This window comes from Streptomyces sp. WAC05292, assembly GCF_003949955.1.
GTDB lineage: Bacteria > Actinomycetota > Actinomycetes > Streptomycetales > Streptomycetaceae > Streptomyces > Streptomyces globosus.
In genome coordinates, this window is sequence record NZ_RPSE01000035.1 from 17,366 (window position 1) to 30,868 (window position 13,503).

The following is a 13,503-nucleotide window of genomic DNA, read 5'->3' on the forward strand; positions in this document are numbered from 1 at the left end:
GGGCGCCATGGGAGATCCGGCTGGGCCGCGGCACGAGGGGTGGGAGGACCGCTCCGGGCTGCGCGGCCCCGAGCAGCGGCCGCCCGGCGGGTGGGGCCCGGGCGCTTCCCCGCCGGGCGGCCGGGGGCCGTGGGGCCCCGTCGCGGAGAAGGCCGCCGTCCGGCCGCGGCGGCCCGTGCGGACCTGCCTCGTGGCCGGCCTCGCCCTCACGGGACTCGCCGTCCTGGCGGCGGTGGCCCTCGGCGCCGCACTGCTGGGCACCTACGAGGACCCCCACCGGGACGACCACGACGGGGACGTGCGGCTCTTGTCCTGCCGGGTCGATGCCGCCACCGGTTGGCCGAGCGCCGTCCTGATGGTGGCGAACCGCAGCAGCAAGCCCAGCGACTACCACGTCAGCGTCGAGTTCCTCGCCCCCGGCGGGCTCCGGCTCGGTGAGGCGCACGTCTTCCTCAACCGGGTCGCGCCGGGGCAGCAGGCCCGTGACACGGCGCAGAGCCTGACCCGGGTCGACCGGCCCGTCACCTGCCGCGTCACCGACGTCTTCCGCACCGCCTCGCCGTGACCGTCGGAGCCGGGCCGCGTGATCGCCGTATGGACGACGGCCGATCGAAGGCATCCGGGACCACGGGCTCCGCGAGGTGGCCCGGCGCCCCCTGGGGGACGAGGACGCCGCGCGCTGCACCGCCCTGCGGCTCGGGCGCGAGGACGAATGCGGGGGTGCGGCACCCGCGGCCGTGCGGCCCGGCGGGGATCCGCAGGCGTTCGCCGCGGAGGCGGACTGCGCGGCCCTGCCCACCGGCGTGTCCCCTGCCCCGACGGCCCGCTCCTGTTCTTCGCCTCCGCGCCACGGGGGCGAGGGCCCGGCAGGCTGGTACCGGGCGGGGCGGCGGGGCCCACGCCCGGCCTCGTCGCCCACGTCCCCGCGGCCGCCGCCGCGTGCGCGGCGCCGGCCGCGCCGCTGCCGGACCGTCCGTGCATACGGGACGCCTTCGCCCTGCACTCACACGAGGACCCCTACGCCCACCCCGTGCACGACTACGGCTTTCCGGACGAACCGGCCGAGTACGGCCACCGTTTCGAGCACAGGATCGGCGGCTACCGCGTGTGCGGCGAGGACCCCGCGTACGCGGCGGCCGCCCGCACCGCGGGGAGCGCGGCCGCCGTCGTGCCGCATGCGGCCGGTGCGGGGGAGACGGAGCGGTCCCTGGAACAGGTGCGCCGGCCCGGTTCGCCTGCGATCCCGCCGAGGGAATGCCGGCACCGGGCGAAGCCGTACCAGCCGGTGCCGGGTGGCCCCGGGGCGGCCATTTCGTCTTGCTGATCCGCCGCGAGGGCCTGGCGCGCGCGCCGGTTCGCCGCCGCGGTCCTCCTGCGCCACGTCTGACGCGCCGGCTCCTCAGGCCGCCCGCTCCACGTCCGCGTCCAGCGCCGCGAGCAGCCAGTCGTGCGCCGTGCCCGGGGTGACGGCCGGGCGGCCGTCCCGAGGGCCTGCCACCTCGGCCACCAGCTCCCAGTAGCGGTCGAAGCGCGGGTCCGCCGCGAGCCGGTCTCTGAGCCGGCGGCGGAAGGCGGTGCCGTCCCCGGTCCCGTATGCCGCCGCGTACGCCGCCGCGAAGCAGTCGAGGGCCGCGCCCGCCTGGGGCGCCCGGCCGCTCCGCAGCGGGTCGGCGGCCAGCCCGTACGCCTCGGCCAGCCCCGCGTACAGCACCGCGGCGCGGGAACGCGCGTCGGCGCCGTGAACGGCCGGCTGGCAGGGCCGGGCTGCCGGGCAGGGTCCGGTCACCAGGGCGTGCAGGCGGGCGAACGCGAGCACCTGGGCGGGCACCGGGTCTGCGGGCGGCTGCGGCACGGCGTGCTCCAGGAAGGCGGAGACGGCCCGGGCCGGCATCCGCGGCGGCAGCCAGGCCCGCCAGAACCGCGCCGGCGCGTCCGTGGAGGGCGGTGCGGCCACCGCCGCGATCAGCCGGAGGCGGTCGGCGCGCTCCCGCGGCGGGCAGTCCCGCACCAGCCGGAGCCCGGCCTCCTGCCAGCGCAGTGCCGCCAACTGCCGTCCCAGCCCGCCCAGTCGGGCCGCGACGGCGTCTTCCAGCACCGTACCCGCGCCGCCGTCCCCCGCCTCGTCCTCCAGGACGCGCCGCACCTCGGGCAGCGGCAGGTCCAGCGCGCGCAGCGAGCGGATCAGCCGCAGCCGGTCGAGCGCGCCGCTTCCGTACCGGCGGTGGCCCCCCGCGCTGCGGGCGGTCTCGGGCAGCAGTCCGCGGTCGGAGTAGAAGCGGACGGTCTTGACGGTGACGCCCGCGCGCTCGGCGAGTTCCCCGATGCTCCACAGGCCGTCCGCCGGACCGGGCACGCGCCACCTCCACTTGAAGCTCCCTCAGGGGGAGTTCCTACAGTACCCGCGAGCCGGGCGCACCGGCCCACGGGCCCACGGGCCCACGGGTGCGCGGACGCCCGGACGTTGCGAGGGCGTTCCGAGGAGCGAGGAGAGGACCATGACGGCATTCATCCTGGTCGGGGGCATGTTCACCGGCGGCTGGATCTGGGAGGAGACGGCGGCGCGGCTGGCGGAGGCGGGGATGCGGGCGCATCCGGTGGAGCTCACCGGCCTCGGCACGCGCCGCGCGGAGGCCGGCCCCGGCACGGACCTGGAGACCCACGTCGCGGACGTGCTGCGGGTGATCGACGCGATCCCGGCCGGCGCGGCCCCGGACCTGGTGCTGGTGGGCCACGACTACGGAGTCCACCCGGCGCTGGCCGCCGCCGACCGGCGGGCCGACCGCGTGGCCCGCCTCGTGTACCTCGACGCGGGCCCGGCGCGGGACGGGGCGCCGGCGCTGGCCGCCGTCCCGGACCGTGCCTTCCGCGAGAAGGCGGCTGACGCGGGTGGGAACGGGCGCGGCGGCACGCTGGAGCCTCCCGCCGCGGCCGCGGAATGGCGGTGCTGGGGCAGCACCGCCGGCCTGTCGGAGCCGCTCCTGGACCGGCTGACCCGGCTCGCCGCCCCGCAGCCGCTCGGCACCCTGCTGCAACCGCTGCGGCTGACCGGCGCGGTGGCGGAGGTGCCGGCCGCGGGCGTGCTGTGCACGGCCGGCGGGGCGGGCATCGACATGCTGCAGATGCAGGTCGGCCTCGGGGACCCCGCTCTCACGGCCCTTGCCGACCGCGGCGCCACGTTCTTCGAACTGCCCACCGGGCACTGGCCGATGCTGTCCCTGCCCGCCGGACTGGCGGCGGCCCTGCTGTCCGCGGCCGGAGGCGGCGGCCGCCGCCTCTCCCCGCCGTCCGGGGAACTCCCGTCCCACCTGCGCCCGTTCCTTGTCGCAGACCGCGACCTGCCGGTCGTCCCGCGCGAACGGACCGGTGCCGTCGACCTGTACGTGCCCGGGGGCGACGGGTCCCGCGGGGCGCGGCCGGCGGTGGTGTTCGTCCACGGCGGACCGGTGCCCGCCGGCGCGCGGCCCACCCCGCGGGACTGGCCGGCGTTCACCGGCTACGCCCGTCTCGCCGCCGGGCAGGGCCTGGTGGCGGCGACGGTCGACCACCGCCTGCACGGCACCGGCGACCACGCGCTCGCCGCGCAGGACGTCGCCGCGGCCCTGGAACGCGTACGGGCCGACCCGCGGGTCGACGGGGACCGCCTCGCCCTGTGGTTCTTCTCGGGCGGCGGCCTCCTCTGCGCGGACTGGCTGCAGGCGCCGCCGCCGTGGCTGCGCTGCACAGCCCTCACCTACCCGCTCCTCGCGCCGCCGCCCGCGTGGCCGGTGCCCGGCGGCCGGTTCCGCCCCGCGGACGCGGTCGGCGGCGCGGGCAGCCTGCCGGTCGTCCTGACCCGGGCGGGCCGGGAGGACCCCGGGTTCGCCGCCACCGTGGAGGGGTTCCTGGCGGCGGCCCGGCGCTGCGGCGCGCACGTGGACGTGATCGACGTGCCGGACGGCCGCCACGGCTTCGAAACCCTGGACCACACGGAGTCCGCCCGGGCGGCGGTCCACCAGGCGGTCCGCACGGTCCGGGCGCACCTCACCCGCTGACCGGTTCCCGGCGGGTCACCCGTCCGGGCCGACGGGCCGCTTGTAGTACCGCCACGGGAACCAGCCGGCGCCGACCGGGATCCAGCCGTCGTCCTCCAGCCGGCGGTGCCGCGCCGCGGTGGGCAGGGTGACCCGGAGGTGTTCCCAGGGTCGGTCGGACGCCTCCACCTCGTGGAAGAAGGGCCCGTAGCCGACCATGTGCCAGCCGTCGCGCCCGGCTTCCTCCAGGGCCGCCATCTCGTTGAACGCGGTCAGCCCGCCGAGGGTGCGGCGTTCGGACCCGGCGGCCGGCTTCGACGGGCCCGCGGCGGAGCCCTTCCCGGCGAAGCGCTGCTGGGCGGCCTGGCGGCTCACCCCGAGGACGCGGCCGACCGTGTCCCAGCTGTGGCCGGCGGCTCTGGCGCCCTGGACCGCCTCGTGGAGCAGGCGGCTCGCCTCCTGGGCGCCGACGCGCGAGGCGTCCACCAGGCGCAGGTATCCGTGGGGATCGTGTTCGAGCGACTCGGCCAGGCCGTCGGGCGCACCGAGGACGGCCGCGGCGATCCCCTCCCTGATCCGGTCCATCTCCACGGGCCGGAGCAGCGGCTGGTCGTTCATCGGCCCAGCCCGGCGAGGGGATCGAGGGAGTCGAGGACTTCCCGGTCGCGGCGCGCCTGCCCGGCGGTCGTCCGTGCGGCCGACCGGGCCGCCAGGCCGGCCGTCCAGGCGGCGAACAGCAGGCCCGCCACGACCAGGGCCACGGCGGCGGCGGTGCCGAGCCGGTCGCCGAACACCACCGCCAGGGCCGGCAGGCTCACGGCGAAGGGCAGAACCGCGGCCGTGGCCGGTGCGGCGGGAGCGGGATGATGCTGTCGGGCCTTCAACCTCAAGATCAACATGCGTCAAGGAAACCTTGACATCGCACACTTGTCAAGAATTTCTTGACGCTCGCCCGCCGGGGAGCGGCGGCCGGCCGGCGGTCGGCCCCCGGCCCCGCCGAACGGCGCGGACCCCGCCGCCCGTACCGCACGAGAGTGGCTCGCACGGTACGGGCGACGGGGTCCCCCCGAGTTGCCGCCGGGCAGGGTCAGGCCCGGCCCGGCGGCGGTCCAGGCGGCTAGGGAGCCACCTTCAGGAGCTTGTTCGCGGTGCCCGTGGAGGGGTTCTTCACCGCCCCCTCGGTCGCCGCCGCGGACAGGGCCGCGGCGATGTCCTTCGGGGTCGCCGACGGGTTGGCGGCCAGGTGGACCGCCGCGGCGCCGGCGACATGCGGGGCCGCCATCGACGTGCCGGATATCCGCTTGGTGGCGGTGTCGCTGTCGTGCCACGCCGAGGTGATCTCCGAGCCGGGCGCGTACAGGTCCACCACGGCGCCGAAGTTGGAGAACCCGGACTGCTCGTCGCCCTCGGTGCTGGAGGCGACCGTGATGGCCTCCGGGACGCGGGCCGGCGACTTCTGCCCGGCGTCCGCGGACTCGTTGCCGGCGGCGACCGCGAACGTGACGCCGGAGGCGATGGCCCGCTTGACCGCGGCGTCGAGGGCCTCGTCCGCGCCGCCGCCGAGGCTCATGTTGGCAACCGACGGGCCCGAGTGGTGCTGGGTGACCCAGTCGATGCCCGCCACGACCTGCTCGGTGGTGCCGGACCCGTTGTCGTCCAGCACCCGCACGGCGACGACCTTGGCCTTCTTCGCGACCCCGTGCGCCGTCCCGGCGATGGTGCCGGCGACGTGGGTGCCGTGCCCGTTGCCGTCGTCCGCCGAATCGTCGTTGTCCACCGCGTCGAAGCCGTGGCTCGCCCGGCCGGCGAAGTCCTTGTGCGTGATCCTGACGCCGGTGTCGATGACGTAGGCGGTCACCCCCTCGCCGCCGTTGTCCGGGTACGTGTACTTGCTGTCACCTGCCGTCTCCGTCTGGTCGATCCTGTCCAGCCCCCAGGACGGGGGGTTCTGCTGGGTCTCGTTGATGGTGAAGCGCTTGTTCTGCACGACGGTGCCGACCGCGGGGTCGGCGGCGAGGCGCCGGGCCTCCTTCTCGGTGAGGCCCGAAGCGGAGAAGCCGTTGACGGCGGAGCCGTAGGAGCGTTCCAGCGTGCCCCCGTACTTCTTCGCCAGGTCTTCCTTGTTCGCGGATGCGTCGAGGATGACGACGAAACTGCCGTCCACCGCACCGGGTGCACCGAGGCCGTGGACCGTTCCCTCGGCGGGGGCCGCCGCGCCGGCGAGGGGGGCCGCAAACCAGGCTCCGGCCACTGCCGTTACAGCTCCAGCCGCGATCGCGGCATGCCGAAGCCGGTTGGGACGCTTGTGAGTTGCCATGAAAGGAGTTCTCCTCCGGTTGACGTGTGGGGCGTCAAACGTTCGGTTCAACCCTGTTCCGGTTGACAGGAGCAAATCAAGGACGCACCCCGGGGAAACGCATGATCGACAACGTTTCTCGAAGAGGCCCCCGCATCGCCTTCACTCCGCACACCCTCTCTCCGCACCTCCCGCACAAAACCGTCACTACTCGCCGGTACAGCGCCGTCGCCGTCGCCGACTGCGGCCGGGGCGAGGGACGTTCGGCCCCGGAGCCGCCGCGGCGCGGGCCCTTCGGGCCCTTACCCGGCCGCCCTGCCCGCGTGTTGACTCGTCGCCCGGGGCCGCCCTTCGGCAACGGCGGGGCCGGCCCGTACGTACGCGGGACGAGTGGAGGGCGGCGCCTGATGGCGGGAAAGCGAGCGGACGGATGATCGCGGCGGTGGGCCATGCCGATCTGACCGCGGAGACGCTCGAACGGGTGGAGTCCGAGGTGCGGGCCAGGCTGGAGCGGACGGCGGCGGAGGCCGCAGTGGTCCGCGCCGGGGCCGGACTGCCCGTCGCGCTCGGGCGGGCCGTGCGCGCGGCGGGCCGGCGCCTGGTGGTGCTGCTCGCGGCCGACGGGGCGGCACCCGCCCCGCTGCCGCCGGGCGACCGCAGGGCCGCCGGCGAGCTGCTCGTCCTGGCCGACCGGGCCGGCCTGGTGGACTTCGACCCAGGCGACCGGGCCGCCTGCATCGGCGCCGACGAGCGGATGATCCGTACCAGCCGCCGGCTGCTGGCCGTGTGGGACGGCTCCCCGTCCGACGGCCGCGACGCGACCGCCCACCTGGTGGCCTACGCCCGCGCCCGCGGCGTCCCCGTCGACGTCGTCTGGCCGGAGGGCGCCACCCGGCGCACCGGCCGGCCCCCGCATCCGGCGGCCCGGCCCGACCGGGCACCCGCCGGCCCGCCCGCGCGGAAGGAGGCCGACCGTGTCCGGCACCCTGCATGAGCCCGCGGTCCGGGAGCGCCCCCGCGCAGGCGGAACCGCCGCCCGGCGCGGCACGGTCGGCGCGGGCCGCGGCTTCGCCTGGCTGCTGATCGCCGCGGGCGCGGCGGGCCTCCTCGCCTCCTTCGCCATCACCGTCGACAAGTTCGCACTCCTGCGGGACCCGGACTTCGTCCCCTCCTGCAACCTCAGCCCCGTGCTGTCCTGCGCGGACGTCATGAGCAGCGCGCAGGCCTCCGTCTTCGGCTTCCCCAACCCCCTGATCGGGCTCGCCGCCTACGGGGCCGTCGTCGCCGTCGGCTGCGGCCTGCTCGCCGGCGCACGCTACCGCCGGTGGTTCTGGGCCGGACTCAACCTCGGCACCCTCCTCGGGGCGGCCTTCTGCATGTGGCTGATGAGCCAGGCCCTCTACGACATCGGGGCCCTGTGCCTGTGGTGCTGCCTGGTCTGGGCCGCCACCATCGCCCTCTTCTGGTACACCACCGTCCACAACCTCCGGCGCGGTGTGATCCGTGCCCCCCGCGCCCTGGTCAGCGGCGTCCGGGAGTTCCACTGGGCCGTGCCGGCCACCTGGTACGGAGTCATCGTGCTGCTCACCGCCACCCGCTTCCGGGCCTCCTGGGAGACGCTGCTGTGACACCGGCCCCGCCGCCCCCGCCGGCGGTGTCGGGCGCGGCGCGCGCGGGGAGAGCCTGCCGGCCCCCGCCCCGGGCGCGCACGAGACAGGGAGGCAGACACGAGCGGAAGAAGCACACCACGTGAACCAGTACGACACCTACCACGCGCTCCTGGCGCGGCAGGACGCGATGCGGCTGCGCCGGCAGATCACGGCCCCGGCCCCCGCCCGGCGGCCGGCCGCGTACGGACCGCACCCGGGCGCCTACGACGGCGCCGCGGACCAGCGGCTCATCACCGCGAACCTGCCGCTCGCCGGGCCCTCGCCGGAGCTCATCGACCGCCTCTACGACGCCATGTTCGAGCACCACCCCTACCTGCGCGGCCTGTTCCCCGAGTCGATGGCCTTCCAGCGGGCACACCTGGAGCAGGCCCTGCGCCACCTCGTCGACCACCTGCACCGGCCCGACGAACTCCGCGCCTTCTGTACCCGGCTCGGCCGCGACCACCGCAAGCTGGGCGTGCGCCCGGTGCACTACGAGGTCTTCGAGGCGTCCCTCGCCGAAGCCCTGCGCGGGTGCGCGGGCGCGGCCTGGAGCCCGGACCTGGAGCAGGCGTGGCTGCGCATGCTGCGGTTCGCGGTCGCCGCCATGGTCGACGGGGCCGAGGAGGCGCTGGCCGAACCGCCGTACTGGAACGCGGTGGTGACCGGGCACCGGCTGTGCGGACCGGACCTCGCCGTGGTCCGCGCGCGCACCGCCGAGCCGTACCCCTACCGGGCCGGGCAGTACGCCCACCTCCAGACACCGCTCCTGCCACACGCCTGGCGGCCCTGTTCCCTCGCCTGCGCCCCGCGCGCCGACGGCGAACTGGAGTTCCACGTCCGCGGCGGAGGCGACGACGTCCTGGAGGCGCTCGTCGCGCACACCGGCGTCGGCGACCCGCTTCGGATCGGTCCCGCGCAGGGCGCCATGACCGTGGACGGCGCCCCCGACCGGGACGTCCTCATCGTCGCGGCCGGCACCGGCTGGGCCGCCGCGAAGGCCCTCCTGGAAGAGCTGGAGCGCCGGCCCCGCCCGCCGCGCACCCGCCTGTTCCTCGGAGCCGGCACGCCCGGCGGCCTGTACGACACGCCCACCCTCGCCGCGATGGAGGACCGCTGCCCGTGGCTGCGCGTGGTCCCGGTCATCGGCCGGGCGGCCGATGACCACGCCGGGCTCGCGGAGGCCGTCGCCCGCGGCGGCGACTGGTCCGCGCACCTCGCCTGTGTCAGCGGCCCGCCCGCCATGGTGTCGGCCGCGGTGCGGCAGCTGTCCGCCCTCGGCGTGCCCGCCGACCGGATCCGCCACGACCCGGTCACCGGCGCGGACGCCGCCCGGCCCCGGCGGTACCTGCACGACCGGCCCGCGGCGGGTCCCGCCGGACGGCACGCGGAGAGGGCTGTACGGCCCTGATCGCGCGGGGGAGGGAGGGACTGTCGGCCCTGCCGGGCACCCGCCCTCGGCGCCGATCATGGAGCGGCTCCGGGGATGCCGATTCCCCTTTTATCCGGCATCTCCCGGTTCGCCATGGCCACAGCTACAGGGAGGGCAGCGTCCGGTGGACGTGACAGGGACGAATCACACGGCGAGTGCGAAGCCGCAGCCGGGGCGGCGGCCGGCGGATCTGCAGACGGGCCCGGAGAGCGGGCCGGGCGGCTCGGGCGGCTCGGGCGGCCGGGGCGGCCGGGGCGGCCGGGGCGGCGAAACGATACGCCGCGCCACCTGGGTCGACTGGCTCACGACCACCGACCACAAGCGGATCGGCACCATGTACCTCGTGAGCGCCTTCGCGTTCTTCATCGTCGGCGGCGTCATGGCCCTGATGATGCGGGCCGAACTGGCCCGCCCGGGTACGCAGATCATGTCGAACGAGCAGTTCAACCAGGCGTTCACCATGCACGGCTCGATCATGCTGCTGATGTTCGCGATGCCCCTGTTCACCGGCTTCGCCAACTGGATCATGCCGCTGCAGATCGGCGCCCCGGACGTGGCGTTCCCCCGGCTGAACATGCTCTCCTTCTGGCTCTTCCTCTTCGGCTCGCTCATCGCCGCCTTCGGCTTCCTCACCCCGGGCGGCGCCGCCGACTTCGGCTGGTTCCTCTACGCGCCGCTGTCGGACGCGGTGCACTCGCCGGGCCTCGGCGCCGACATGTGGATCATGGGTGTGGCCCTGTCCGGTTTCGGCTCCATCGCCGGTGCCGTCAACTTCATCACCACGATCCTGTGCATGCGCGCCCCGGGCATGACGATGTTCCGTATGCCGATCTTCACCTGGAACGTGCTGCTGACGGCGCTCCTGGTGCTGATGGTGTTCCCGGTGCTCGCCGCGGCCCTGTTCGCCCTCGAATGCGACCGCAAGTTCGGCAGCCACGTCTTCGACGCGGCCAACGGCGGGGCCCTGCTGTGGCAGCACCTGTTCTGGTTCTTCGGCCACCCCGAGGTCTACATCCTGGCCCTGCCGTTCTTCGGCATCGTCAGCGAGGTCATCCCCGTCTTCTCCCGGAAGCCGATGTTCGGCTACATCGGCCTGATCGCCGCGACGATCGCCATCGCCGGCCTGTCCGTGACCGTGTGGGCCCACCACATGTACGTCACCGGCGGCGTGCTGCTGCCGTTCTTCTCCTTCATGACCTTCCTCATCGCGGTGCCCACCGGGGTCAAGTTCTTCAACTGGATCGGCACCATGTGGAAGGGCTCGCTGTCCTTCGAGACGCCGATGCTGTGGACGGTCGGCTTCCTGATCACCTTCGTCTTCGGCGGACTGACCGGCGTCATCCTGGCCTCGCCCCCGATGGACTTCCACCTCTCCGACTCCTACTTCGTCGTCGCGCACTTCCACTACACCGTCTTCGGCACCGTTGTGTACGCCATGTTCGCCGGCTTCCATTTCTGGTGGCCCAAGTTCACGGGCAGGATGCTCGACGAGCGCCTGGGGAAGACCACCTTCTGGACGCTGACCGCCGGCTTCCACCTGACCTTCCTGGTGCAGCACTGGCTGGGTGCCGAGGGCATGCCGCGCCGCTACGCCGACTACCTCGCCGCCGACGGCTTCACCGCCCTCAACACCCTTTCCACCGCAGGATCGTTCCTGCTGGGGCTGTCGCTCCTGCCGTTCTTCTACAACGTGTGGAAGACCGCCAAGTACGGCCGGAAGATCGAGGCAGACGACCCGTGGGGCTACGGCCGATCCCTCGAATGGGCGACGTCCTGCCCGCCCCCGCGGCACAACTTCACCTCCCTGCCCCGCATCCGCTCCGAATCCCCGGCGTTCGACCTCCACCACCCGGAGGTCGCGGCACTCGAAGCGGCCCGCCACTGACACGGCTCCGGCCCGCCACTGACACGGCTCGGGCCCGGCCGCCCGCGGCAGCCGGGCCGGGCCGGCCCGCGTACCCCTGGGAGGTGCCCATGTCCCACCCGCTTCCGGCACTCGCCGTCGCGGTCCTCTGCGCGTCCGGCTGCGTCTGGTACGTCCCCGCCCTCGCGGACGTACGCGCGGGCGCCGACCGCCCCGCATCCCGCCGGGCGGCGGCCCTGGCCTGCCTGACCGGCTGGGGAACCGCGGCGCTCGCCGTCCCCCTGCTCCTCACGCCCGCCCCCTGGGTGCTCCTGGCCGCCCTGGCGGGAACCGGAGCCGGGGCCTCGGCCGCGCTGCTGCTCCACGGCAGGATCCGGCACGGCGCCGAGCAGCGGGAGGCGGCCCGCCGCTGGGCCGACCTCGGCTGCACAGGGCCGTCCGCCGTCCGGCCCGCCCGCGCGCGGGTCGCCTGGGCCCTGGCCGCGGCCACTGCCGCCCCGGCCGCGGCGGCCGCGCTGCTCCTGGCCGGCGGCCGCTGACCGGTTCCGCGGCGCCGGGGGAGCCCGTACGGAAATGGGTGCCGGGCCCGATGGTGGTACGGCAGGGCCGCGTGTGACGGTGGTGTCGACCCCGAACCACCGGTCTCCGGAAGGAGGAGTCATGACACGGCACGCCACCGACCGCCTGTACGGCCGCGCCGCGCGGACACGGCACGGTGCATCCCGCCCCGCCCCCGCTCCCGCCGCCGACACAGGGGTCCCGTTCCGGCCGGACCCGCACCGGCGGGGGCGGCGTCCCGCGCGGGCACTGCTGGTGCTCTCCGTGGCCATGGTGGTCGCGGGCATGATCCTGCCGCAGGGCCTGCTCCTCGCGACGGGCCTGGTCACCGCAGGCATGGCGACGTACCTGCTGATACCGCCGTACGACCGCGACCGCCTCGACCTCCCCTTATCCGGGCCGCGCCGCGACGGCGGGCCCGGAGCCGCCGGCATCTGACCGGCTCCGCACCCGAGGACGCGCATCCGCTTCCGCCGGTCACACGCCGGCCACGCCACGCCCACCCCACGCCGCGGAAGGCGGTGACCCGTGGGACACGCCGACACCCTGCTCGCCATGGGCGGCGCCTTCCTGGCCGCCGCCGTCTTCGCGCGCCTCGGCAGGCGGATCGGCCTGCCGACGATCCCGCTGTTCATGCTCGCGGGCATCCTGCTCGGCCCGCACACCCCCGGCCTGGTCCTCGTCGAGGACGTCCACGACTTCGAGATGCTCTCCGCGCTCGGCCTGGTGCTCCTGCTGTTCTACCTGGGCCTGGAGTTCCAGCTCGACGACCTGCGCAGCGGCGGCAGACGCCTGCTTGCCGCCGGCGGCATCTACCTGGTGCTGAACGTGGGCGCCGGCCTGGGATTCGGCTTCGCCCTGGGATGGGGGCCGCGGGAGGCCCTGGTCCTCGCCGGCGTGCTCGGCATCTCCTCCTCCGCGATCGTCACCAAAGTCCTGGTCGACCTCGGCCGCATCGGCCGCCCCGAGACCCGCCTGATCCTCGGCGTCACCGTGGTCGAGGACATCTTCCTCGCCCTCTACCTCGCCGCCCTGCAACCCGTCCTCAGCGGTGCCCAGGGCCTCGGGGAAACGGTCCTCCAGGCGTCCAAGGCCTTCGGATTCCTGATGGTGCTGGCCGTGGCGGCCCGCCACGGCACCCGCCTGATCGGCCGGCTGATCGCCGTGCGGGACAACGAACTGCTGGTCATCAGCTTCCTCGGCGCCGCGATCCTCGTCGCCGGAGTCTCCGAAGTCCTCGGCGTCGTCGACGCCATCGGCGCCTTCATGGTCGGCCTGATCCTCGCCGGCACCCCCTCGGGGCCGCGGATCCGCGAACTCGTGCACCCGCTGCGCGACGCCTTCGCCGCCATCTTCTTCTTCGCCTTCGGCCTGGCCGTCGACCCGGCGGACATCGCCTCCGTCGCCGCACCCGTCACTGCCGCCGTCGCCCTGACCGTCCTCATGAACGTGACCGCCGGCCTCTGCGTGGCGCGCCTCTACCACTACGACCCCCGGCCCGCCGCGAACATCGCCACCACGCTCCTCGGGCGCGGCGAGTTCGCGCTGATCCTGGCCGCCATGGCCGCCGGCGCGGGCCTCGACGGCCGCATCGCCCCGTTCATCGCGGGCTACGTCCTCGTCCTGGCGGTCCTCGGCCCCATCGCCGCCGGCCGCTCCCCCCTCCTGGCCCGCGCCCGAGGAGCGTGGTGGCG

Annotated in this window: 13 protein-coding genes; 9 read left to right on the forward strand and 4 right to left on the reverse strand. The window is 75.3% G+C overall.

Annotation, left to right across the window (positions count from 1 at the left end; all coding sequences use genetic code 11):
- Positions 1-7: 7 nt before the first annotated feature.
- Positions 8-565 carry a hypothetical protein gene (locus EF903_RS07070; RefSeq protein WP_125542015.1) on the forward strand — a complete coding sequence of 186 codons (558 nt, stop codon included), beginning with the start codon at positions 8-10 and terminating at the stop codon, positions 563-565.
- An 834-nt stretch (positions 566-1,399) separates the two neighbouring features.
- On the opposite strand, the gene EF903_RS07075 is transcribed toward EF903_RS07070, so the two are convergent.
- Positions 1,400-2,353 carry a MerR family transcriptional regulator gene (locus tag EF903_RS07075; RefSeq protein ID WP_125542018.1) on the reverse strand — a complete coding sequence of 318 codons (954 nt, stop codon included), beginning with the start codon at positions 2,351-2,353 and terminating at the stop codon, positions 1,400-1,402.
- A 142-nt stretch (positions 2,354-2,495) separates the two neighbouring features.
- Here EF903_RS07075 and EF903_RS07080 point away from each other — a divergent pair, with 142 nt between their 5' ends.
- The gene (locus EF903_RS07080) at positions 2,496-4,031 is read left to right on the forward strand and encodes an alpha/beta hydrolase (protein WP_125542020.1); all 1,536 of its coding nucleotides are present in this window, start codon (positions 2,496-2,498) and stop codon (positions 4,029-4,031) included.
- 15 nt (positions 4,032-4,046) lie between these two features.
- On the opposite strand, the gene EF903_RS07085 is transcribed toward EF903_RS07080, so the two are convergent.
- From EF903_RS07085 to EF903_RS07095, 3 genes are all read right to left on the reverse strand, one after another.
- Positions 4,047-4,628 carry a hypothetical protein gene (locus EF903_RS07085; protein WP_125542021.1) on the reverse strand — a complete coding sequence of 194 codons (582 nt, stop codon included), beginning with the start codon at positions 4,626-4,628 and terminating at the stop codon, positions 4,047-4,049.
- Positions 4,625-4,828, reverse strand: coding sequence for a hypothetical protein (locus tag EF903_RS07090; RefSeq protein ID WP_125542023.1), 204 nt, complete (start codon positions 4,826-4,828; stop codon positions 4,625-4,627). The genes EF903_RS07085 and EF903_RS07090 overlap by 4 nt, the downstream gene beginning before the upstream one ends.
- 299 nt (positions 4,829-5,127) lie before the next feature.
- Positions 5,128-6,327, reverse strand: a complete 1,200-nt coding sequence (locus EF903_RS07095) for a S8 family peptidase (RefSeq protein WP_125542025.1) — start codon at positions 6,325-6,327, stop codon at positions 5,128-5,130.
- A gap of 409 nt (positions 6,328-6,736) precedes the next feature.
- On the opposite strand from EF903_RS07095, the gene EF903_RS07100 reads away from it, so the two are divergent.
- The 7 genes from EF903_RS07100 to EF903_RS07130 all read left to right on the forward strand — a co-directional run.
- Positions 6,737-7,300, forward strand: a complete 564-nt coding sequence (locus EF903_RS07100; RefSeq protein WP_260614919.1) for a hypothetical protein — start codon at positions 6,737-6,739, stop codon at positions 7,298-7,300.
- Positions 7,281-7,934: a vitamin K epoxide reductase family protein gene (locus EF903_RS07105; RefSeq protein WP_260614920.1), complete on the forward strand. Its 654-nt coding sequence runs from the start codon at positions 7,281-7,283 to the stop codon at positions 7,932-7,934. Before EF903_RS07100 ends, EF903_RS07105 begins: the two co-directional genes overlap by 20 nt.
- 169 nt (positions 7,935-8,103) lie before the next feature.
- Positions 8,104-9,366, forward strand: a complete 1,263-nt coding sequence (locus EF903_RS07110) for a globin domain-containing protein (protein ID WP_125542032.1) — start codon at positions 8,104-8,106, stop codon at positions 9,364-9,366.
- Positions 9,367-9,511: 145 nt separating this feature from the next.
- Positions 9,512-11,272 (forward strand): cytochrome c oxidase subunit I, encoded by a 1,761-nt coding sequence (gene ctaD, locus EF903_RS07115; RefSeq protein WP_399420297.1) that lies wholly within the window; start codon positions 9,512-9,514, stop codon positions 11,270-11,272.
- Between the two features lie 89 nt (positions 11,273-11,361).
- The gene (locus EF903_RS35040) at positions 11,362-11,790 is read left to right on the forward strand and encodes a hypothetical protein (protein WP_260614925.1); all 429 of its coding nucleotides are present in this window, start codon (positions 11,362-11,364) and stop codon (positions 11,788-11,790) included.
- A gap of 121 nt (positions 11,791-11,911) precedes the next feature.
- The gene (locus EF903_RS07125) at positions 11,912-12,247 is read left to right on the forward strand and encodes a hypothetical protein (RefSeq protein WP_125542027.1); all 336 of its coding nucleotides are present in this window, start codon (positions 11,912-11,914) and stop codon (positions 12,245-12,247) included.
- 90 nt (positions 12,248-12,337) lie between these two features.
- Positions 12,338-13,503, forward strand: a 1,166-nt coding sequence (locus EF903_RS07130) for a cation:proton antiporter (protein ID WP_125542028.1), incomplete at its 3' end; no start/stop codon positions are given.